The organism is Bacillus solitudinis, assembly GCF_002797395.1.
In the GTDB taxonomy this organism is placed as follows: Bacteria; Bacillota; Bacilli; order Bacillales; family Bacillaceae_D; genus Halalkalibacter_A; species Halalkalibacter_A solitudinis.
This window is the reverse complement of record NZ_KZ454943.1, coordinates 2,396,694-2,418,665: the sequence shown is the minus strand read 5'-3', so window position 1 is coordinate 2,418,665 and position 21,972 is coordinate 2,396,694. Positions and strand designations below refer to the sequence as shown.

Below are 21,972 nucleotides of genomic sequence, written 5' to 3'. Positions count from 1 at the left end.
TTCATTCATTAACTCATTACCGTTGTAAAATCTCTTAACATTATATTTGTAAGAAATAATTATGTCCTACGAAAGGAGACTGATTTAAATGCAACCTAATATCGGTCGCTTAAATGCCTTACTGAGAATTTCCTGTGGTTTCTGCCTGTTAGCCTGGGCCACTGCAAGAATGGTTCGTAAACCACTACAGTCTTTGCCAATGATTGCCACCATAATGGGTGGCATGAAAGTCGCAGAAGGGATAACTCGCTTCTGTCCAATGGTGTTTGTATTTCAATCGCTAACAGTGGGTTCTAATAATGAAGAGACTCAAACTGAGTCATCTCAAGAAAATAGCTCTATAAACCCATCATAATAGATGGTCAAGCTACAAACAAGTTATGATTGTGTGACAAATAATTCCCAAACGTTTTCTACAAAAAAAGACCGTACCACTTGGAGACAGTGTTATACGGTCTTTTGAAAGGAGCATTTCCCTTTGAATATTCAAGAGTATGCCACTGACACATTATTTATTTATATTTTAATTATTGGATGCATTGTTGCAACCATCTACTTTTTTATGAGAAAGCGCGTGAAATAATGGCCCTGAAAAAGGTCGATTTTCACTTTCTTGAAGACAAAAGGGTTCGTTTTACAGTGACTTCCGCGAAATAGCCTTTTGAGCAATATCAGTGCGATAGAAAAGACCCTCAGATTGTATATTTTCTATCGCTTTGTATACCGCCTCTTGCGCTTCACTTATTGTTTTTCCTCTTTCCGCCAATAAAAGGACGCGTCCTCCATTAGTTTCCCATTTATCGTTGACCTTTTTTGTTCCTGCATGAAATAATAACGATTCTGGTTCCACCTTATCTAAACCATTAATTACTACACCTTTATCATATTCAAGCGGATAACCTTTACTCGCCATAACCACACCAACAATCGCATCATTTGTCCAAGTCAATTCAGGCTTTTCTCCATTTAGTAAGCCTACTAGCACATCGACAAGGTCTGATTCTAATCGCGGAAGGACAACTTGTGTTTCCGGATCACCGAAACGAACATTAAACTCGATTACTTTAGGCCCTACATTCGTCATCATTAAACCCGCATATAAAATACCTGTAAATGAACGTCCTTCGGTAATCATCGCATTAGCTGTCGGTTGAAGTACGCGCTGCACGGCCTCCTCAAGTTGTTCTTGTTTAAATTGTGGAACCGGTGAATATGCCCCCATACCCCCAGTATTTGGACCTTCATCATGGTCATAAGCACGCTTGTGATCCTGAGCTCCAACCATCGGAATGACCGTGTCATGATGAACAAATGCCATAAGAGAAAGCTCTTCTCCTTCAAGATATTCCTCAATCACAACACTTGCACTCGCATCACCAAACGCTTTGTCATTTAGCATATAATCTAGTGCTTGTAGCGCTTCGTCTTCCGTCATTGCAACGACAACACCCTTACCAGCTGCTAACCCATCAGCTTTAATGACTATTGGTGCGCCTTGCGCTTTTACATAAGCAACGGCTTCATCAAATTTAGAAAAGGTTTCATACGCTCCTGTAGGGATGTTGTATTTTTTCATAATCATTTTCGCATAGGATTTGCTTCCTTCAAGAAGTGCAGCTTCTTTTTTCGGTCCAAAGACTTTCAAACCTTCTTCCTGAAAACGATCGACCACACCAGCAAGAAGTGGAACCTCAGGGCCTACAAATGTTAACTCGATATTGTTTTCTTTTGCAAAAGCAACGAGTCCATCATGGTCACTTTCTGCAATAGCCACAGGTGTAGCGATATCTATCATACCGTCATTTCCTGGTACAACAAACACTTGCTCAACTTGTTTACTTTGTGCAAATTTCCAAGCAATCGTATGCTCACGACCACCGCTACCAATTACAAGTACTTTCATGACCATTTCCCTCCTAAATTTAGTTTACCTAGAAGCAATGAGCAAAGCCATTACTCTTCTTTGAATTTGAATCGCTTAATAGATACAGCGGCTTCGTGAAAGTACAAAAAGGCAAAATCGGCCTTTTTGCTTTTTTTTGCAAGGCTACGCCCGCTGTTCGCCCGAATGAGAAGTGCGCTCATTCTGGCTTAAAAGATACAGCGGCTTCGCTCTTGCTTCGTGAAAGTACAAAAAGGCAAAATCGGCCTTTTTGTACTTTCACTTTAGTGTTTGAAGTGGCGTAGGCCTGTTAGGACCATGGCGATGCCATATTTATCTGCCATATCAATTGATTCTTGGTCACGTATTGAACCGCCTGGTTGAATAATTGCTGTAATTCCAGCTTGTCCTGCATTTTCAACTGTGTCTCCCATTGGAAAAAAGGCATCTGAACCCATGACTGAACCTTGAATTCGCTCGGCTGCTTGCTCGATAGCGATACCTGCAGCGCCTACACGGTTCATTTGACCAGCCCCGATACCGACTGTCATTTGACCATTTGCTAGAACAATCGCATTGGACTTTACGTGTTTAACAACTTTCCATGCTAGCTTCAATGCTGCCCATTCTTCTTCCGTTGGTTCACGTTTTGTTGGAACGGAGATTTCAGCGTTATCGAATCCAAAACGGTCTTCATCTTGAACCAGTAGTCCACCATGAACTGAGGTTAATGTCTTTTCAGACTTATCTTCCCCTGAGAAATCAACTGTTAAAAGACGAAGATTTTTCTTTGAAGTTAATATCTCTAAGGCTTCCTTTGTAAAAGAAGGTGCAATAATAATCTCTAAGAAGATTTCTTTCATTTTTAATGCTGTTGCCGCGTCAACTTCACGGTTCAATGCAACAATTCCGCCGAAAATGGATACAGGATCCGCTTCATATGCTTTGTCATATGCCGCTTCTATTGTATCCCCTGTTCCTACGCCACAAGGATTCATATGCTTTACTGCGACGGCTGTTGGCTCATTAAACTCCTTTACAATAGCGAGAGCTGCATCCGCGTCATTTATGTTATTATACGAAAGCTCCTTACCATGTAGCTGGGTTGCTGCAGCAATTGAGCTCGCATCTGCTAGCGGCTTTTTATAAAATGTTGCTTTCTGATGAGGGTTTTCTCCGTAACGAAGAACTTGTTTCTTTTCATATGTAACTGTTAATGATTCTGGGTTTTCTTCACCCACTGCGGCAGTTAAATATTCAGCAATGACCGCATCATAAGCAGCTGTATGGCGGAAAACCTTGGCAGCAAGCTTACGTTTGGTTTCAACTGATACGTTATCATCGGCATTTAACTCAGACAAAACCAAATCATAATCAGCAGGATCCACAACAACCGTTACATGCTGATGGTTTTTTGCGGCAGAACGAAGCATACTTGGACCACCAATATCAATATTTTCAATCGCCTCAGCAAATGTAGCATCCTTATTTGCGATCGTTTGCTGAAAGGGGTAAAGATTTACAACAACCACATCAATTGGTTGTATATTATGTTCCTTGATCTGTGCTTGATGCTCTTCTTTTTCTCTCATAGCTAACAAACCACCATGGATATTTGGATGTAGCGTCTTTACCCGTCCGTCTAAAATTTCAGGAAAACCCGTTACTTCAGAAATACCCGTTACCGGAACGCCAGCTTCTACCAACGCCTTATGAGTGCCTCCTGTTGAAACAATTTCAAATCCTTTATCTGCTAAAGCCTGAACGAATGGGACAATTCCAGCTTTATCTGATACACTGACCAATGCTCTTCGTTTTGTCATGTTCTTGCTCCCTTCTTATCTCAAAGTGAATGAGGAGGAAACAGTCTCCTCCTCACTCTAGTTTTATAAATTCATTTGCTTCTTGATGACTTGAAGTGTTTCGGGATAGAGACGATGCTCCAGCGCTTGAATTTTCTTTGTTAATGTTTCTAGTGTTTCTTCTTCATCTATTCTAACCGCTTCTTGAGCAATAATTGGTCCCGTATCCATACCGGCATCTACGTAATGAATCGTCACACCAGTAACCTTAACCTTGGCTTGAAAGGCCTGTCCTATCGCGTCAAGTCCAGAGAATGAAGGTAATAGAGATGGGTGAATATTAATCATTTTCCCACCATACGCTTCAAGTAAAGTTGGTCCGATTAATCTCATATATCCTGCTAAGACAACAAATTCAATATTAGCATCATAAAGCTTCTCAACAATTTCCTTCTCGAATTCCGCTTTTGAAGAAAAGTTTTTCGGTGTGAAAGCAAAAGTAGGAATATTGTATTTAGCGGCACGTTCTAAAACCCGTGCTTGCGGTTTATCGCTGACAATCAGTCCAACTTCAATATCTAACGTTCCTTGTAAAACAGCTTCTATAATTGCCTGGGCATTCGTACCACTGCCAGAAGCAAATATCGCTACTTTCATGCGTCAATGCCTCCAATTGTTATCCCTTCGCCTGCTGTCACACGACCAATTACGAATGCTTCTTCTCCATCCGCTTTTAACTGACTTAGCACAGCTTCTTTCTGCTCTTCTGGAACAACCATAACCATACCAATTCCCATATTAAACGTTGAGAACTGTTCACGCGCTGTAAGATTTCCATATTCAGCTAATAACGAGAATATTGTTGGGACTGGCCACGAGCCGTTTTCTACTTCGACCTTTGTTCCACTTGGTAGCATCCGCGGGATATTTTCATAGAAGCCACCACCAGTAATGTGGGCAAGACCATGAACATCAAACTTACGTAAACAATTTAATAAAGGTTTCACATAAATCTTTGTTGGTGTTAACAAAGCTTCACCAAGTGTACCTTCTAGTCCTTCTAAGGTATCTTCTAATGAAAGTTTGTGGTCAGCTAGAAAGATTTTGCGGACAAGTGAAAAGCCATTACTATGAATCCCGCTGGATGTTAACCCAATCACGACATCCCCAGGTTGAATGTTCTCCCCTGTAATAAGCTGTTGCTTTTCAACTGCACCTACAGAGAACCCAGCTAAGTCATATTCTTCAGGATCGTACATACCTGGCATTTCTGCAGTTTCTCCGCCGATTAATGCACAGCCTGCTTGCTCACAACCGTCAGCAATCCCTTTAACGATGGCTTCGATTCTTTCTGGAACTGCTTTTCCACATGCAATATAATCTAGAAAATAAAGAGGCTCCGCACCTTGAACGACAATGTCATTCACACACATAGCGACCGCATCAATTCCAATCGTATCATGACGGTCCATCATGAATGCAAGCATCAGCTTTGTACCTACCCCGTCCGTTCCTGAGACAAGGACCGGCTCCTTTAAGTTCAGGCTTGAGAGATCAAACATCCCGCCAAAGCCTCCTAATCCACCGATAACTCCTTGACGAGTAGTACGTTCTACATGGCTTTTCATACGTTTCACTGATTCATAGCCAGCTTCAATGTCCACTCCTGCTTGTTTATAAGCTTCTGACATGTCTAAAACCTCCTAATAATTAAACCTTTGCATGTGGATGCAATGTATCTGGGTAAATCTCCGTTGGATATTCTCCAGTAAAGCAAGCGAGACATTGACCGCAGTTGCTATCACTATCTGGACGGCCTATTCCTTTCATTAATCCTTCTGTTGAAAGGAATGAAAGAGAATCAGCTCCCATCATCTCACGCATTTCTTCGATTGAGTGATTTGAAGCAATAAGTTCGTCTGTTGTTGATGTATCAATTCCATAATAGCACGGGTTTTTAATAGGTGGTGAACTAATACGAACGTGCACCTCTAACGCGCCTGCTTCACGGAGCATATTTACAATTCGACGACTAGTTGTTCCGCGAACAATCGAATCATCAATCATCACAACACGCTTCCCTTCTACAACACCACGAACAGCTGAAAGTTTCATTTTCACACCCTGTTCACGAAGTTCCTGTGAAGGTTGGATAAACGTACGACCAACATAACGGTTCTTAATCATTCCTAGTTCGTATGGGATACCTGTCTGCTCCGCGTAGCCAATCGCAGCGGAAATACTTGAGTCGGGAACCCCTGTTACAACGTCAGCCTCAACTGGCGCTTCAATCGCTAGCTGCTTCCCAAGACTTTTTCTTGCTGTATGAACATTAATTTCATCAACATTACTATCTGGACGAGCAAAGTAAACATATTCCATACTACAAATTGAACGAGCAGTCTGGTTTACAAAACGTTGAGCTCTAAGGCCATTGTCATCTATCACAACGATTTCACCTGGCTCCACCTCACGTACATACTCAGCTCCAATAATATCAAACGCACATGTTTCAGAAGCAACCACATAGGCATCCCCTATTTTACCTATCGATAACGGTCGCAGACCATTCGGATCAAGAGCAACAATTAATTGTTCCTCATTCATAATCGCAAATGCATACGCACCTTTTAACATTGTTAATGAATTGCGTACCTGGTCCTCTAGTGTAGGAAACCCGCTACGCTTAATTAAATGTGCAAGAACTTCTGTATCAGATGTTGATTGAAAAATACTTCCTTGGCTTTCAAGCTGATGTTTCATGTTATTAGCATTTACTAAATTTCCGTTGTGGCAAATCGCTAAGCTTCCCATCTGTGAGCGGAAAAGCAGCGGCTGGACATTGGCAAAGCCGCCGCCCCCCGCTGTTGCATAACGAACATGTCCAATGGCTGCTTTCCCTTTTAATGAAGAAAGAGTATCAGGATTGAACACGTCATTTACTAAACCAAGACCTTTGTGAATCGATAGTTTTTCTCCATCTGTCACAACGATCCCAGCGCCTTCTTGGCCACGATGTTGAAGACTGTGCAACCCATAATACGTAATTTGCGCTGCATCTTTATGACCCCAAACGGCAAAGACACCGCACTCTTCATTTAAGCCTTTGATTTCAGCAAACATGGAATGGCTCCTTTCCAAGCCGATACGATTTCTTCTTGCGTTGCTTCTAGGATGACTGCTTCGTTCTTGTCTTTAATGACAAGCTTCGCCTCTTCTGTCACCTCTCCAATAACTTGTGCTTGTACAGCAGCCTCAAATGCTTCACGATTTTCAGGCTTTACTGTCACAATAAATCTAGATTGTGATTCAGCAAATAATTCAGCAGTTTGCTCTCCAGCAACTGTTACTTGTGCTCCGATTGTTCCACTTGTCATACATTCTGCAAGGGCTACACTCAAACCACCTTCAGAAATGTCATGAGCTGACGCAACAAGTCCAGCTTGAATAGCCTTTAGTAATTCAGCTTGGCGAGTCTTTTCTACTTCTAAATCAATAGAAGGTGCTTGCCCCGATATGTTTCCTTCAATCAGCTTTTGCAGCTCACTTCCACCAAATTCAGGCTTCGTTTCACCTAATAAATAAACTAAGTCTCCTGCTTGTTTAAAGCTTTGAGTAGTAATATGATCAATGTCTTCAATCAAGCCGACCATTCCAATAACTGGTGTCGGGTAGATAGCTACACCGTTTGTTTCATTATATAGAGACACATTCCCACCAATTACTGGTGTTGAAAGTACGCGACATGCTTCACTCATACCATCAGTTGAAGTTTCTAGTTGCCAGAAAATTTCTGGCTTATCTGGACTACCATAGTTTAAACAATCTGTAACGCCTAGTGGTACACCACCAGAACATACAATGTTACGTGCGGCTTCTGCGATAGCAATTTTTCCACCGACTTCAGGGTCGAGGTACAGATAGCGAGAATTACAGTCTGTCGTCATCGCAAGCGCCTTACGCGTTCCACGAATACGAACAACAGCAGCATCTGAACCAGGACTTACAACTGTATTTGTTTGAACCATATAATCATATTGGTCATAAACCCACTCTTTGCTTGCAATTGTTGGTTGTGCCAATAAATTTAATAATGTTTTCTTTACATCTTTCACTTCTGGAGTAGACGGTGTAAGCTTTTGAAACTCTTCATAATACGCAGGTACCTTTGAAGGCTTATGGTAAACAGGTGCTTCTTCTGCTAAAGCATCAACGGGAACGTCTGCAACAACTTCGCCCTTATGAACCAAGCGAAGACGCTTGTCATCTGTAACGTGGCCAACTTCAGCAGAATGTAAACCCCAACGGTCAACTATTTCCTTAATTTCATGCTCTCGACCTTTTTCAACAACAATTAACATACGTTCTTGAGACTCAGATAACATCATTTCATATGGTGTCATCCCTTTTTCGCGTTGTGGAACTAAGTCAAGGTTCATTTCAATACCAGAACCAGCTTTACTAGCCATTTCTGCTGAAGAAGACGTTAATCCTGCTGCTCCCATATCTTGAATTCCTACTAGAGCATCACAATGGATAAGCTCTAGACAGGCCTCAATTAGAAGTTTCTCCATAAAAGGATCTCCAACTTGAACAGCTGGGCGCTTCTCTTCTGAGCTTTCACTTAATTCTTCAGATGCGAACGTTGCACCATGAATGCCATCTCGGCCAGTACTAGCTCCCACATACATAACGGTATTACCAATACCCTTTGCTTGTCCTTTTTGAATATCCTTATGGTCAATAAGCCCAACACACATCGCGTTTACTAAAGGATTCCCTTCATAACAAGGGTCAAATTGAACTTCTCCTCCAACTGTAGGAACACCGACGCAATTTCCGTACCCGGCAATTCCTGCTACGACTTCCTCAAATAAATATCTGACTTTTGGAGAAGTTAATTCACCAAAACGTAAAGAATTTAAACTAGCAATGGGACGAGCTCCCATTGAAAAGATATCACGTAAAATTCCTCCAACACCAGTTGCTGCTCCTTGGTAAGGCTCGATAGCAGAAGGATGATTATGACTCTCGATTTTGAAAACAACCGCTTGCTCATCGCCAATATCAATAATTCCGGCACCTTCACCAGGTCCCTGTAACACTTTCTCTCCAGTTACAGGAAACTTTTTTAACACTACTTTAGAGTTTTTATAACTACAGTGCTCTGACCACATAACCGAAAATAATCCTAGCTCTGTGTAGTTCGGTGAACGCCCCAGAATGTTTTCAACCATTGCAAATTCATCGTCAGTTAGCCCCATATCACGGTATAATTTTTCTTCTTTTACACGTTCCGCTGTTGGCTCAAGTAGTAGTGACATGAGATTCCCTCCAATTTCTTAAAACTGATTGAAATAGTTTAATACCATCTGTACTGCCAAGAAGCTCTTCAACCGCTCTCTCCGGGTGAGGCATCATTCCGAGTACATTTCCTTTTTGATTTACAATTCCAGCAATGTGATTACGCGAACCGTTAATTGGATCTGCATAACGGAAGACCACCTGATTGTTTTTCTCTAAACGAGCAAGTGTTTCTTCATCACACTCATAGTTTCCTTCACCATGTGCAACAGGAATGGTAATTTTCTCTCCGGCTTCATAGCCACTAGAAAACATCGTAGCGGCGTTTTCTACTTGCAACGTTGCTGGGCGGCAAATAAATTTCAGCCCTTCATTACGTTTCATTGCGCCTTCTAATAAACCTGCTTCAAGTAGGATTTGGAAGCCATTACATACACCTAGGACTGGCTTACCTTGTTCTGCAGCTTCAATCACCGCTGTCATAATTGGAGCGAAACGAGCGATTGCTCCTGAACGAAGATAATCACCGTAAGAAAATCCACCTGGAAGAAGAATCGCATCAAACCCTTCTAATGATGTTTCATCATGGCGTACGTAGGCTACTTCTTCCCCAAGACCGTCACGAATCGCATGGTACATATCAGAATCGCAGTTTGATCCTGGAAAGACTATGACTGCAAACTTCATGAAGATACAACCTCCTCGACTTCAAAACGATAATCTTCAATCACTGTGTTTGCTAAAAGCTTTTCGCACATTTCTTTTACACGCTCATCAATATTTGTATTATCTGTTAACGTCAGTTCCATATATTTACCAATACGAACTTCATCAACCTCTTTGTATTCCATCGCATGCAATGACTTTTTAACGGCTACGCCCTGAGGATCTAGAACACTTTCTCTTAACGTGATATATACTTTTACTTTGAACATGATGTGCCTCCTAAACGAGTTAAAATTTCTTGGTAACCATCTTGTAAGCTTCCTAAATTACGACGGAATAAATCTTTATCAAATCGTTCGTTCGTGTCTTTATCCCATAATCGACAAGTATCAGGTGAGATTTCATCAGCTAGTAAGATGTCCCCGTCCACAGTTCTTCCAAATTCAAGCTTGAAGTCAATAAGTTTTACATTTATGCCTGCAAACATCGTGATTAATAGTTCATTTACCTTAATCGCACGAACCTTTAATTGTTCTACTTCTTCTTTCGTTGCTGCTTCTAGTAAAAAGATATGGTCTTCAGTGACGAGTGGATCACCAAGCGCATCATCCTTGAAATAAAACTCGACAATAGGTTTTAGTAAAGGTGTCCCTTCTTCTAATCCGAGTCGTTTTGCCATACTTCCAGCAACCACATTACGAACTACAACTTCAAGTGGGACGATGTCTACTTTGCGAACAAGTTGTTCTGTTTCAGATAATCTATCGATAAAATGACTTTCGAGACCATTGTCTTTAAGGCATTTAAAAATCAACGAGGAGATCTCATTATTTAAACGGGATTTCCCGGTAAGGACATCCTTTTTTTCACCATTAAATGCCGTTGCATCATCCTTGTACTCAACCCATAATACTTGCTCATCTTCAGTTTGATAGATTCTTTTCGCTTTACCTTCATAAAGCAAGTCTCTTTTTTCCATGAATTAACCCTCCGGTTACAAGATATCGACATATAATCTTACATAAAGAGCGATAGCTACCCCTTATTCTAGTCCGAGACGTGTAAATATCGTATCTACATGCTTGAGGTGATGATTGTAATCAAAACACTCGTCTATCTCTTCTTTTGAAAGCATAGACGTAACTCTTTCCTCTGCATCAATTAACTCGCGAAACTGAACTCCCTTTTCCCATGCTTCCATCGCTCTTGGCTGTACTAAGTCATAAGCTTCCTCACGAGCCATTCCTTTATCAATAAGGGAAAGTAGAACACGTTGAGAATAGATCAATCCATATGTGCGAGTCATGTTACGCTTCATGTTTTCTGGGAACACCGTTAAATTCTTTACGATATTCGCAAAACGATTTAGCATATAATTCAAGGCAATGGTTGCATCAGGAATAATCACACGTTCTGCAGATGAATGAGAGATATCTCGCTCATGCCAAAGTGGCACGTTTTCGTATGCTGTCATCATGTACCCACGAATAACACGAGCCATCCCAGTCATGTTTTCAGAACCGATTGGGTTACGCTTATGTGGCATTGCAGAAGAGCCCTTCTGACCTTTCGCAAAAAACTCCTCAACCTCACGTGTTTCACTCTTTTGCAAACTACGAATTTCAACCGAAAACTTTTCAATTGAAGTAGCAATTAGAGCAAGTGTTGCCATATACTCAGCATGTCTGTCACGTTGTAGGGTTTGAGTTGAAATAGGCGCCGCTTCTAAACCCAATTTTTCACAAACAAGTTGTTCCACACGTGGGTCAATATTTGCGTAAGTTCCAACTGCACCAGATAACTTCCCTACACGAACACCTTCGGCTGCATGCTTGAATCTTTCAATATTACGCTTCATTTCTTCATACCATAAAGCTAATTTCAAACCAAATGTAGTTGGTTCTGCGTGAACACCGTGCGTACGTCCCATCATCACCGTATATTTTTGCTCTAAGGCCTTCTCCTTTATAACAGCAAGAAAACGGTCAAGGTCATCCGCCAAAATGGCATTTGCTTGTTTTAATAAATAAGACAAAGCTGTATCAACAACGTCTGTTGATGTTAGTCCATAATGAACCCATTTTCGCTCTTCACCTAGTGTCTCCGATACGGCACGTGTAAAAGCAACAACATCATGACGAGTTTCTTGTTCAATTTCAAGAATACGCTCAATATTAAAGCTCGCATTTTCTCTGATTTTCGCTACATCTTCTTTTGGAATTTCTCCAAGTTCCGACCATGCTTCACACGCAACAATTTCAACTTCAAGCCATGCTTGGTAACGGTTTTGCTCTGTCCAAATCGCTCCCATTTCAGGTCGTGTATAACGTTCTATCATGCTACCAGCCTCCACTTTCTTCATATCTATATAAATTTCTTTAATACTGATGTAATTTAGCTAACTTTTCGAGTGCTTTCGCAGTTGTTTCACCTAGAGCAGTCATATGGCCCATTTTTCTTTTTTCGATCGCTTCCTTCTTTCCATATAGATGCAGCTTTACACCTGACATAAGAGGGATAGCTTCTATCATTGGTTCAACATGTTCTCCTAGTATATTTTCCATGACAACTGGAGAATGTAATGTGGTTTCTCCCAAGGGCCAGCCACAAATCGCACGGATATGTTGTTCAAATTGCGAAGTTTCACATGCTTCAATTGAATAATGTCCCGAATTATGCGGACGTGGTGCAAGTTCGTTAACAAGAATCGAACCGTCTTCTTTTACGAACATCTCAACGGCTAATGTTCCAACAAGGTTTAATCCATCCGCTAGTGTCAATGCAATGTTTTTAGCTGAGTTTTGCATCTGTTCTGTTATTCGAGCAGGAACAACAGATTGATGTAGAATATTATTGTGATGGATGTTCTCAGCAACTGGCAACGCCTTTGTTTCACCTAGCGTCGACCTCGTGACAATAACGGAAATTTCACATTGAAAAGGAACCCATCCTTCAAGCACTAGTTCTCCTTGTTTCAATAAGTGTGATACAGCTGCGCGGAGTTCATGTTCATTTTTCACAACAGCTTGTCCTTTTCCGTCATAGCCACCTCTGCATGTTTTAAGAACGGCTGGAAAGCCAATTGATAGCATTGATTTTTCAATGTCTTTCTCGTCAAAAATCGCTGCATACGGCGCAACTTTCACACCTAATGAAGAGATTTTATCCTTTTCTAATAACCGGTGCTGTGTAACTGCTAATAGCTCAAAACCTTGAGGAAAGTAACACTCTTCAGTCATCCATTTGGCTGTTTCTTCATCAATGTTTTCAAACTCATATGTTATTACATCTGATACTTTTGTAATTTGCTTTGCGCCTTCAATGTCACCATATGCCGTTTCAATCACGACATCAGCAACCTGGGCACAAGGAGAATCAATGGATGGTTCTAATACAGCAACACGGTAACCCATTTGTTTCGCTGAAAGAGCCATCATTCTTCCAAGCTGGCCACCACCTATGATTCCTATCGTTGACCCTGGTGCGATAAAACGACTCATAGTGTATCACTACTTTCAAGAACAACTTGTTCTGTATTCCTACGACGCTCTACTAGCCTTGCTTGCACAGCTGGTTCAAAAGAGCCAATAATTTGAGCTGCTAGTAGGCCAGCGTTTGTTGCACCTGCTTTACCAATTGCTACGGTCGCTACAGGTACACCTCCCGGCATTTGTACAATCGATAATAAGGAATCAAGTCCTTGGAGTGCTTTAGATTGAACGGGCACCCCAATAACAGGTAGCACTGTTTTTGCCGCAACCATACCTGGTAAATGTGCAGCACCTCCAGCACCTGCAATAATCACCTTAAATCCCCGTTCTATAGCTTGTTCCGCATAAGTAAACATTAAATCTGGAGTACGGTGTGCAGAAACCACCTTTTTTTCGTAAGGGATATTTAATTCTTCTAGCACCTGACAGGCATGACTCATCGTCTCCCAATCGGACGTGCTTCCCATAATTACACCAACTACTGGTTCCATCATTTTTCCCCTCTCGATGCTTTACTTAAAAAAAGCGCAAAACTAGCTGTCTTTGTCTGCTCATCGAGAGAAAGTAAGCTAATTCTACGCTTTTATGACATCTTCAAGCACACTAAGGCTTAAACCTTTGTGTTATTGTAAGACGACACTTTCCCTCATAGTCTAAATATTTACGGTTATTAGGTAGGAACTTCTAGGCCATATCCCTAGGATTATATGAGGTCGTATTTCGTTTTTCTGATTGATTCACATTAATTTTACAAGTATCGACAGTCGATGTCAACAGAAAGTCGAACGATTTAAAAAGTCTATCAATCATTGTTCGCCTTCCGCTAAAATACCTTCAAAAGTGATTTTTTGCTTAATCGGAATATATTCCATTTTTCCTCCAACCTTTTTTTCTTGAAAGACTGGTTCCTCCATTCTTCTAACAGGTTGATACCCTTCTTTTTCTATCCTTTTTAAGCAATCAGCTATTGTTTCATTGTCCTCTACTGTAAATTTACATTTCCGCTTCTTTACCAATTGACGTTTCCTCCATTTTTTAGTACCTTACCTTCTCATTTTAGAGTAACATATAATGACCTTTTCCATAAATGTCTTTATTCAATCCTCGTAACGTGGAACAAATCGCCTGCGATTGCTAAACACCTCTTTATAGTTTGTCAATGCTTCTAGTGCTAGCTCTTCCTCCCTAATTCGCACATACAAAACTACAGCATTCAGCATTGTAAACACAAGTGCCGTTAAATAGGCCTGAAACATGAGAGGAAGTGCCACAATTTCAACTACAACTATCACATAATTCGGATGTTTCATAAAGCGATATGGTCCTTTTGCAACAACTCGTGCTCCTGGTAAAATCATGATTCGTGTATTCCAAAACTTACCTAGAGATGTTAATGCCCACACCCGACCAAACTGTGCGATTACAAACAAACCAAATGGGATGAATGACCATAATGTTAACGTTAATTCAAATAACAGTATTTCAATTAGTAAAGCCACAAAAAATAACGTATGTACAGCTACAATAAATTTATAATGGTCTTTTCCTACCTCATACCCACCTTGTTTAACTATCCATTTTGCATTTTGACTGGCAATTTTCAATTCAATCAATCGTTGAACAATAACAACTGCAATTAATAGATAAATGATAGTCATTAATGAATTGCCTCCCATTTAATGATTGCTTGTTCTAGAGAAAATCCAGGTCCTAAAGCCACAACCAAACCTATATTATTCGTTTTTTGCTGTTCTAGCATAAACTGCTTAAGAACATACAAAACAGTTGGAGAGGACATGTTTCCATAATGTTGAAGGATTTGCTTCGGTATCTCCATGTCTTCCTTTGAAAAACCTAGAGCATACTCATAGGCTTGAAGTACTTTTTTTCCGCCAGGGTGTGCCACAAAGGATTCAATCTGCTCCAAATTCAATTGATGGTCATTTAAAAAATCTTCAACATGAGGTTTCAACCATTCTTGAATAAGAGACGGAATGTCTCGTGAAAAGACTACATTCAACCCATTGTCGTTTACATTCCAGCCCATAACACTTTCAGAATGTGGTAATAGGACCGATTGAGTTGCTTTTATCACCGGACGTACTGATTGTTTTGATATATGAATGAGATTGGATTGTTCCCCAGATACGAGTGCACATGCAACGCCATCAGCAAATAATGAAGTTCCAATTAAGTTACTTTTGGTTCGGTCTTCTTGTTGAAACGTCAAGCTACATAGTTCAATACATAGAACGAGAACATTTGCACCTCGATACGCTTGGCAATATTCGAAAGCTCGGCTTAAAGCGGAGGCACCCCCTGCACATCCTAAACCCCATAAAGGAATTCTCTTTGTCGTTGTTTTAAAAGGGAGAATATTCATGATTCTAGCTTCTAAACTCGGTGTTGAGAACCCCGTGCTTGAAACGAGAATAATGGCATCAATTTCTTTCACATTAACTTCCTCATTTAAAAATAAGCTGGAGCGAAGGCAATCTTTTATCGCTTCAACACCATATGTTGTTGCACGTTCAATATATAAATCATTTCGCTCTTTGAGAGTGTGGTTCTCTCTAAACCAGTTTAGGGGCACAGCAAAATGCCTTTTTTCTATTTCACCATTAACAAAAACGCTTAATAAACGTTCAATATCTTGAAAGCTCTCACTAAAAAGTTCACGTGCAAACTCCGTTGTCATTTCCTGTGTTAATTCATAAGGAGGAGAATAAGTTCCTACAGAAATAATTGAAGGCATACATTAACCACCTAACATATTTTGTAAACTTAATATTCTCCAAATCATTCGAGCTCATGCATGTTATATAGAAGAAAGACATTATTGTTTACTTTTTGCTTCGCAGAAGTCTTTGACGAAACTCAGCTTTCCAACTTTCAGAAAGTGTTGGAATATCACTCATACGCTTTAAACTTTCCACCTTTGGATTTTTATCATATTTAACAAGGTTCGTTTCGTGTACCGTGGGATAGCTTGGATTTCTTTCAATTAGTTCTAACCTGTCTTTTTGACCCACTTCCCCTTCTTTTAAGACTCGGAAGTAAAAGCCTGTAAAACCTGTTTCCTGTACCCATAAGGTTAACTTCGGTTCTGAATGTTTTAAACCTAATTTAAAGCATGGTTGTCTTGGCTGACTAACTTGAATAATTGCTTTTCCAAATGTAAACACATCACCAATATGAATTTTATCCTCTAGAAGTCCCTCTAATGTTAAATTTTCACCAAAGGCAGAACCTTCTAATTCCTTTTTAATTTTTCTTTCCCAGTAAGGATAATGCTCGAATGGATAGGCACAAATAGCTTTATCTACTCCCCCATGGTTAACAAGGTCAGATTGAGTATCTCCCTCGATTCCCAATGATGTAACCATTACGTTCGATGTCACAGATTCTTTAAAAATGCTACTTTGTATAGCTTTTCCTTTCATTTGCAATTGACGAGGTTTTCCAATATGTATGGATTTTACCGAAAACACCAATTTCATTCCCCCAGACTCTATATTATTAAAAAGTGTACCATGAAAATGAAAGCTTGCTCTACTTTCCACTTTCCTTCCATAACACGTTGTTTGTCGTTCCATTAGATCGTGTCCAAAATGTTATAAGATTGGCATCGCCTCCTCACTCATAGTTCAGCTTCAAAAAATACTATTATTAAATCTATGAAAGTAAAAAAGCACATTTCAATCTAAATTGAGTTGTGCTTTCTTATATTATACAATTAAAAAAAGCACAACCCCTTGGGTTGTGCTTTATCGCCTGGCAACGTCCTACTCTCACAGGGGGAAGCCCCCAACTACCATTGGCGCAAAAGAGCTTAACGACCGTGTTCGGCATGGGAACGGGTGTGACCTCTTCGCTATCGCCACCAAGCTTACGACCTGATTATACTTCCTTGCTAGCTTGCGACGAGTAGCGCAGCACGCAGGAGTAGACCAAGTAGCTTTGTCTTGATGTTTGTTAAATCAAGAGGTAATTGAAAGAATAATTCTCTCAAAACTAGATAATGTGTAAACAGAGTCACAATCTGAAAAGTGTGACATGTGTCAAGAAATATTGGATAAGTCCTCGACCGATTAGTATCTGTCAGCTCCACGTGTCGCCACGCTTCCACACCAGACCTATCAACCTCATCATCTTTGAGGGGTCTTACTGGATTACTCCATGGGAAATCTCATCTCGAGGGGGGCTTCATGCTTAGATGCTTTCAGCACTTATCCCTTCCACACGTAGCTACCCAGCGATGCTCCTGGCGGAACAACTGGTACACCAGCGGTGTGTCCATCCCGGTCCTCTCGTACTAAGGACAGCTCCTCTCAAATTTCCTGCGCCCGCGACGGATAGGGACCGAACTGTCTCACGACGTTCTGAACCCAGCTCGCGTACCGCTTTAATGGGCGAACAGCCCAACCCTTGGGACCTACTTCAGCCCCAGGATGCGATGAGCCGACATCGAGGTGCCAAACCTCCCCGTCGATGTGGACTCTTGGGGGAGATAAGCCTGTTATCCCCAGGGTAGCTTTTATCCGTTGAGCGATGGCCCTTCCATGCGGAACCACCGGATCACTAAGCCCGACTTTCGTCCCTGCTCGACTTGTAGGTCTCGCAGTCAAGCTCCCTTATGCCTTTGCACTCTACGAATGATTTCCAACCATTCTGAGGGAACCTTTGGGCGCCTCCGTTACTGTTTAGGAGGCGACCGCCCCAGTCAAACTGCCCACCTGACACTGTCCCTGAACCGGATCACGGTCCGAGGTTAGAATGTCAGCACAGTCAGGGTAGTATCCCACCGACGCCTCCACGTAAGCTGGCGCTCACGCTTCCAAGGCTCCTACCTATCCTGTACAAACTGTACCAACATCCAATATCAAGCTACAGTAAAGCTCCATGGGGTCTTTCCGTCCTGTCGCGGGTAACCTGCATCTTCACAGGTACTATAATTTCACCGGGTCTCTCGTTGAGACAGTATCCAAATCGTTACACCATTCGTGCGGGTCGGAACTTACCCGACAAGGAATTTCGCTACCTTAGGACCGTTATAGTTACGGCCGCCGTTTACTGGGGCTTCAATTCAGAGCTTCTCCTAAAAGGATAACCCCTCCTCTTAACCTTCCAGCACCGGGCAGGTGTCAGCCCCTATACTTCGCCTTGCGGCTTCGCAGAGACCTGTGTTTTTGCTAAACAGTCGCTTGGATCTATTCACTGCGGCTCTCTCGGGCTTGCACCCTACTAGAGCACCCCTTCTCCCGAAGTTACGGGGTCATTTTGCCGAGTTCCTTAACGAGAGTTCTCCCGCGCGTCTTAGAATTCTCTTCTCGCCTACCTGTGTCGGTTTGCGGTACGGGCACCTCTCACCTCGCTAGAGGCTTTTCTAGGCAGTGTAGGATCAGGAACTTCGGTACTTAATTTCCCTCGCCATCACAGCTCAGCCTTCGCGAGAAGCGGATTTGCCTACTTCTCAGCCTAACTGCTTGGACGCACATATCCATCAGTGCGCTTACCCTACCTTACTGCGTCCCCCCATTACTCAAACGGTGAGGAGGTGGTACAGGAATTTCAACCTGTTGTCCATCGCCTACGCCTTTCGGCCTCGGCTTAGGTCCCGACTTACCCTGAGCGGACGAGCCTTCCTCAGGAAACCTTGGGCTTTCGACGGAGGGGATTCTCACCCCTCTTTTCGCTACTCATACCGGCATTCTCACTTCTAAGCGCTCCACCAGTCCTCTCGGTCTGACTTCGCTGCACTTAGAACGCTCCCCTACCACTGACACCATACGGTGTCAATCCATAGCTTCGGTGATACGTTTAGCCCCGGTACATTTTCGGCGCAGAGTCACTCGACCAGTGAGCTATTACGCACTCTTTAAATGGTGGCTGCTTCTAAGCCAACATCCTGGTTGTCTGGGCAACTCCACATCCTTTTCCACTTAACGTATACTTTGGGACCTTAGCTGATGGTCTGGGCTGTTTCCCTCTTGACTACGGATCTTAGCACTCGCAGTCTGACTCCCGAGGATAAGTAATTGGCATTCGGAGTTTGACTGAATTCGGTAATCCTGTGGGGACCCCTAGTTCAATCAGTGCTCTACCTCCAATACTCTTACCTCGAGGCTAGCCCTAAAGCTATTTCGGGGAGAACCAGCTATTTCCGAGTTCGATTGGCATTTCACCCCTACCCACACCTCATCCCCGCACTTTTCAACGTGCGTGGGTTCGGGCCTCCATTCAGTGTTACCTGAACTTCACCCTGGACATGGGTAGATCACACGGTTTCGGGTCTACGACCACGTACTATGGCGCCCTATTCAGACTCGCTTTCGCTACGGCTCCGCCTTATCAGCTTAACCTTGCACGGGATCGTAACTCGCCGGTTCATTCTACAAAAGGCACGCTGTCACCCATTAACGGGCTCCAACTAGTTGTAGGCACACGGTTTCAGGATCTGTTTCACTCCCCTTCCGGGGTGCTTTTCACCTTTCCCTCACGGTACTGGTTCACTATCGGTCACTAGGGAGTATTTAGCCTTGGGAGATGGTCCTCCCGGATTCCGACGGGGTTTCACGTGTCCCGCCGTACTCAGGATCCGTCTCGGAGAGAAGGGCATTTCGGTTACAGGATTGTTACCTTCTATGATGGGCCTTTCCAGACCGCTTCACCTATGCTCTTCTTTTCTGACTCCGTATGAGACGTCCTACAACCCCAAGAGGCAAGCCTCTTGGTTTGGGCTGTTTCCGTTTCGCTCGCCGCTACTTAGGAAATCGCATTTGCTTTCTCTTCCTCTGGGTACTTAGATGTTTCAGTTCCCCAGGTCTGCCTCCTCGTATCCTATGTATTCAGATACGGGTATCATCCCATTACGGATGATGGGTTCCCCCATTCGGATATCCTCGGATCAAAGCTTACTTACAGCTCCCCGAGGCGTTTCGTCGTTCGTCACGTCCTTCTTCGGCTCCTAGTGCCAAGGCATTCACCGTGCGCCCTTTCTAACTTAACCAAATTAAAAAAGGTTTTTGTTTAATCGTCTCCGATTAAACATGAATTTTCTTGACTTTCATGTTTACATTTCATTATCTAGTTTTCAAAGAACTATCCTATAGAAAGAACAAAAGTTCCTTCAAAACTGAACAAAAGACCAAAGCGTATATGACCTACGTCATATATCGACTAGAGTAAAAACTCCATAGAAAGGAGGTGATCCAGCCGCACCTTCCGATACGGCTACCTTGTTACGACTTCACCCCAATCATCTGTCCCACCTTAGGCGGCTGGCTCCATAAAGGTTACCCCACCGACTTCGGGTGTTACAAACTCTCGTGGTGTGACGGGCGGTGTGTACAAGGCCCGGGAACGTATTCACCGCGGCATGCTGATCCGCGATTACTAGCAATTCCGGCTTCATGTAGGCGAGTTGCAGCCTACAATCCGAACTGAGAATGGCTTTCTGGGATTGGCTCCACCTCGCGGCTTCGCAACCCTTTGTACCATCCATTGTAGCACGTGTGTAGCCCAGGTCATAAGGGGCATGATGATTTGACGTCATCCCCACCTTCCTCCGGTTTATCACCGGCAGTCACCTTAGAGTGCCCAACTAAATGCTGGCAACTAAGGTCAAGGGTTGCGCTCGTTGCGGGACTTAACCCAACATCTCACGACACGAGCTGACGACAACCATGCACCACCTGTCACTTTGTCCCCCGAAGGGGAAAGCCCTATCTCTAGGGTGGTCAAAGGATGTCAAGACCTGGTAAGGTTCTTCGCGTTGCTTCGAATTAAACCACATGCTCCACTGCTTGTGCGGGCCCCCGTCAATTCCTTTGAGTTTCAGCCTTGCGGCCGTACTCCCCAGGCGGAGTGCTTAATGTGTTAACTTCGGCACTAAGGGCATCGAAACCCCTAACACCTAGCACTCATCGTTTACGGCGTGGACTACCAGGGTATCTAATCCTGTTTGCTCCCCACGCTTTCGCGCCTCAGCGTCAGTTACAGACCAGAGAGTCGCCTTCGCCACTGGTGTTCCTCCACATATCTACGCATTTCACCGCTACACGTGGAATTCCACTCTCCTCTTCTGTACTCAAGTCTCCCAGTTTCCAATGACCCTCCCCGGTTGAGCCGGGGGCTTTCACATCAGACTTAAAAGACCGCCTGCGCGCGCTTTACGCCCAATAATTCCGGACAACGCTTGCCACCTACGTATTACCGCGGCTGCTGGCACGTAGTTAGCCGTGGCTTTCTGGTTAGGTACCGTCAAGGTGCCGCCCTATTTGAACGACACTTGTTCTTCCCTAACAACAGAGCTTTACGATCCGAAAACCTTCATCACTCACGCGGCGTTGCTCCGTCAGACTTTCGTCCATTGCGGAAGATTCCCTACTGCTGCCTCCCGTAGGAGTCTGGGCCGTGTCTCAGTCCCAGTGTGGCCGATCACCCTCTCAGGTCGGCTACGCATCGTCGCCTTGGTAAGCCGTTACCTTACCAACTAGCTAATGCGCCGCGGGCCCATCCCTTAGTGATAGCCGGAGCCATCTTTGAGAACATGCGCATGAACGCTCGTTCTATCATCCGGTATTAGCACCGATTTCTCGATGTTATCCCGGTCTAAGGGGCAGGTTGCCCACGTGTTACTCACCCGTCCGCCGCTAACCTTTAGGAGCAAGCTCCTAAAGGTCCGCTCGACTTGCATGTATTAGGCACGCCGCCAGCGTTCGTCCTGAGCCAGGATCAAACTCTCCATAAAAGTGTTTGAGTTGTTTTACCAACAGGCTCAAAAATATCGCTAACGATATTACATAATAAATTGATGAGATTTGAT

The 21,972-nt window shown here is 43.0% G+C and carries 18 protein-coding genes, 3 rRNA genes and 1 riboswitch; of the genes, 2 read left to right on the top strand and 19 right to left on the bottom strand.

The genetic code is table 11. The features are described 5' to 3' along the window. Positions 1 to 88 precede the first annotated feature (88 nt). Together CEF19_RS11655 and CEF19_RS24270 are read left to right on the top strand one after the other, a co-directional pair. A complete protein-coding gene (locus CEF19_RS11655; protein ID WP_100406202.1) occupies positions 89 to 355 on the top strand; it encodes a YgaP family membrane protein in 267 nt (88 codons plus the stop codon). Between the two features lie 123 nt (positions 356 to 478). Further along, entirely contained in the window at positions 479 to 583 is a 105-nt protein-coding gene (locus CEF19_RS24270) for an EYxxD motif small membrane protein (protein ID WP_406565350.1), read from the top strand. Between the two features lie 51 nt (positions 584 to 634). On the opposite strand, the gene purD is transcribed toward CEF19_RS24270, so the two are convergent. The 19 genes from purD to CEF19_RS11560 all read right to left on the bottom strand — a co-directional run bounded on the left by purD (position 635) and on the right by CEF19_RS11560 (position 21,897). Continuing rightward, the gene (gene purD, locus CEF19_RS11650; RefSeq protein ID WP_100406201.1) at positions 635 to 1,903 is read right to left on the bottom strand and encodes a phosphoribosylamine--glycine ligase; all 1,269 of its coding nucleotides are present in this window, start codon (positions 1,901 to 1,903) and stop codon (positions 635 to 637) included. Positions 1,904 to 2,166: 263 nt separating this feature from the next. Next, positions 2,167 to 3,705, bottom strand: a complete 1,539-nt coding sequence (gene purH / locus CEF19_RS11645) for a bifunctional phosphoribosylaminoimidazolecarboxamide formyltransferase/IMP cyclohydrolase (RefSeq protein ID WP_100406200.1) — start codon at positions 3,703 to 3,705, stop codon at positions 2,167 to 2,169. Between the two features lie 63 nt (positions 3,706 to 3,768). Continuing rightward, positions 3,769 to 4,341 (bottom strand): phosphoribosylglycinamide formyltransferase, encoded by a 573-nt coding sequence (gene purN, locus CEF19_RS11640; RefSeq protein WP_100406199.1) that lies wholly within the window; start codon positions 4,339 to 4,341, stop codon positions 3,769 to 3,771. Next, positions 4,338 to 5,375, bottom strand: coding sequence for a phosphoribosylformylglycinamidine cyclo-ligase (gene purM / locus CEF19_RS11635; RefSeq protein ID WP_100406198.1), 1,038 nt, complete (start codon positions 5,373 to 5,375; stop codon positions 4,338 to 4,340). The genes purN and purM overlap by 4 nt, the downstream gene beginning before the upstream one ends. A gap of 19 nt (positions 5,376 to 5,394) precedes the next feature. Beyond that, a complete protein-coding gene (gene purF / locus CEF19_RS11630; RefSeq protein ID WP_100406197.1) occupies positions 5,395 to 6,807 on the bottom strand; it encodes an amidophosphoribosyltransferase in 1,413 nt (470 codons plus the stop codon). Next, a complete protein-coding gene (gene purL / locus CEF19_RS11625) occupies positions 6,783 to 9,008 on the bottom strand; it encodes a phosphoribosylformylglycinamidine synthase subunit PurL (protein ID WP_100406196.1) in 2,226 nt (741 codons plus the stop codon). The genes purF and purL overlap by 25 nt, the downstream gene beginning before the upstream one ends. Continuing rightward, a complete protein-coding gene (purQ, locus tag CEF19_RS11620; protein ID WP_100406195.1) occupies positions 8,992 to 9,675 on the bottom strand; it encodes a phosphoribosylformylglycinamidine synthase subunit PurQ in 684 nt (227 codons plus the stop codon). Before purQ ends, purL begins: the two co-directional genes overlap by 17 nt. Beyond that, on the bottom strand, positions 9,672 to 9,923 hold the full coding sequence (gene purS / locus CEF19_RS11615; protein WP_100406194.1) for a phosphoribosylformylglycinamidine synthase subunit PurS: 252 nt from the start codon (positions 9,921 to 9,923) through the stop codon (positions 9,672 to 9,674). Before purS ends, purQ begins: the two co-directional genes overlap by 4 nt. Further along, positions 9,911 to 10,633, bottom strand: coding sequence for a phosphoribosylaminoimidazolesuccinocarboxamide synthase (gene purC, locus CEF19_RS11610; protein WP_100406193.1), 723 nt, complete (start codon positions 10,631 to 10,633; stop codon positions 9,911 to 9,913). The genes purS and purC overlap by 13 nt, the downstream gene beginning before the upstream one ends. A 63-nt stretch (positions 10,634 to 10,696) precedes the next feature. Then, positions 10,697 to 11,992, bottom strand: a complete 1,296-nt coding sequence (gene purB / locus CEF19_RS11605) for an adenylosuccinate lyase (RefSeq protein WP_100406192.1) — start codon at positions 11,990 to 11,992, stop codon at positions 10,697 to 10,699. A gap of 40 nt (positions 11,993 to 12,032) precedes the next feature. Beyond that, positions 12,033 to 13,154 carry a 5-(carboxyamino)imidazole ribonucleotide synthase gene (gene purK, locus CEF19_RS11600; protein ID WP_100406191.1) on the bottom strand — a complete coding sequence of 374 codons (1,122 nt, stop codon included), beginning with the start codon at positions 13,152 to 13,154 and terminating at the stop codon, positions 12,033 to 12,035. After that, positions 13,151 to 13,636 carry a 5-(carboxyamino)imidazole ribonucleotide mutase gene (purE, locus tag CEF19_RS11595; protein WP_100406190.1) on the bottom strand — a complete coding sequence of 162 codons (486 nt, stop codon included), beginning with the start codon at positions 13,634 to 13,636 and terminating at the stop codon, positions 13,151 to 13,153. The genes purK and purE overlap by 4 nt, the downstream gene beginning before the upstream one ends. 138 nt (positions 13,637 to 13,774) lie before the next feature. After that, a riboswitch (purine riboswitch) is annotated at positions 13,775 to 13,876 on the bottom strand. Positions 13,877 to 13,951: 75 nt separating this feature from the next. After that, a complete protein-coding gene (locus tag CEF19_RS11590; RefSeq protein ID WP_100406189.1) occupies positions 13,952 to 14,161 on the bottom strand; it encodes an NETI motif-containing protein in 210 nt (69 codons plus the stop codon). An 81-nt stretch (positions 14,162 to 14,242) separates the two neighbouring features. Further along, on the bottom strand, positions 14,243 to 14,803 hold the full coding sequence (locus CEF19_RS11585) for an isoprenylcysteine carboxyl methyltransferase family protein (protein ID WP_100406188.1): 561 nt from the start codon (positions 14,801 to 14,803) through the stop codon (positions 14,243 to 14,245). Continuing rightward, on the bottom strand, positions 14,803 to 15,900 hold the full coding sequence (locus tag CEF19_RS11580; RefSeq protein WP_100406187.1) for a type III polyketide synthase: 1,098 nt from the start codon (positions 15,898 to 15,900) through the stop codon (positions 14,803 to 14,805). Before CEF19_RS11580 ends, CEF19_RS11585 begins: the two co-directional genes overlap by 1 nt. Before the next feature lie 88 nt (positions 15,901 to 15,988). Next, the gene (locus CEF19_RS11575; protein ID WP_100406186.1) at positions 15,989 to 16,741 is read right to left on the bottom strand and encodes an MOSC domain-containing protein; all 753 of its coding nucleotides are present in this window, start codon (positions 16,739 to 16,741) and stop codon (positions 15,989 to 15,991) included. Positions 16,742 to 16,917: 176 nt separating this feature from the next. Next, positions 16,918 to 17,033: ribosomal RNA gene (gene rrf, locus CEF19_RS11570) — 5S ribosomal RNA — on the bottom strand. 183 nt (positions 17,034 to 17,216) lie between these two features. Further along, a 23S ribosomal RNA gene (locus CEF19_RS11565) occupies positions 17,217 to 20,154 on the bottom strand. A 190-nt stretch (positions 20,155 to 20,344) separates the two neighbouring features. Further along, a 16S ribosomal RNA gene (locus CEF19_RS11560) occupies positions 20,345 to 21,897 on the bottom strand. The 16S, 23S and 5S rRNA genes sit together here, the layout of an rRNA operon. Positions 21,898 to 21,972 lie beyond the last annotated feature (75 nt).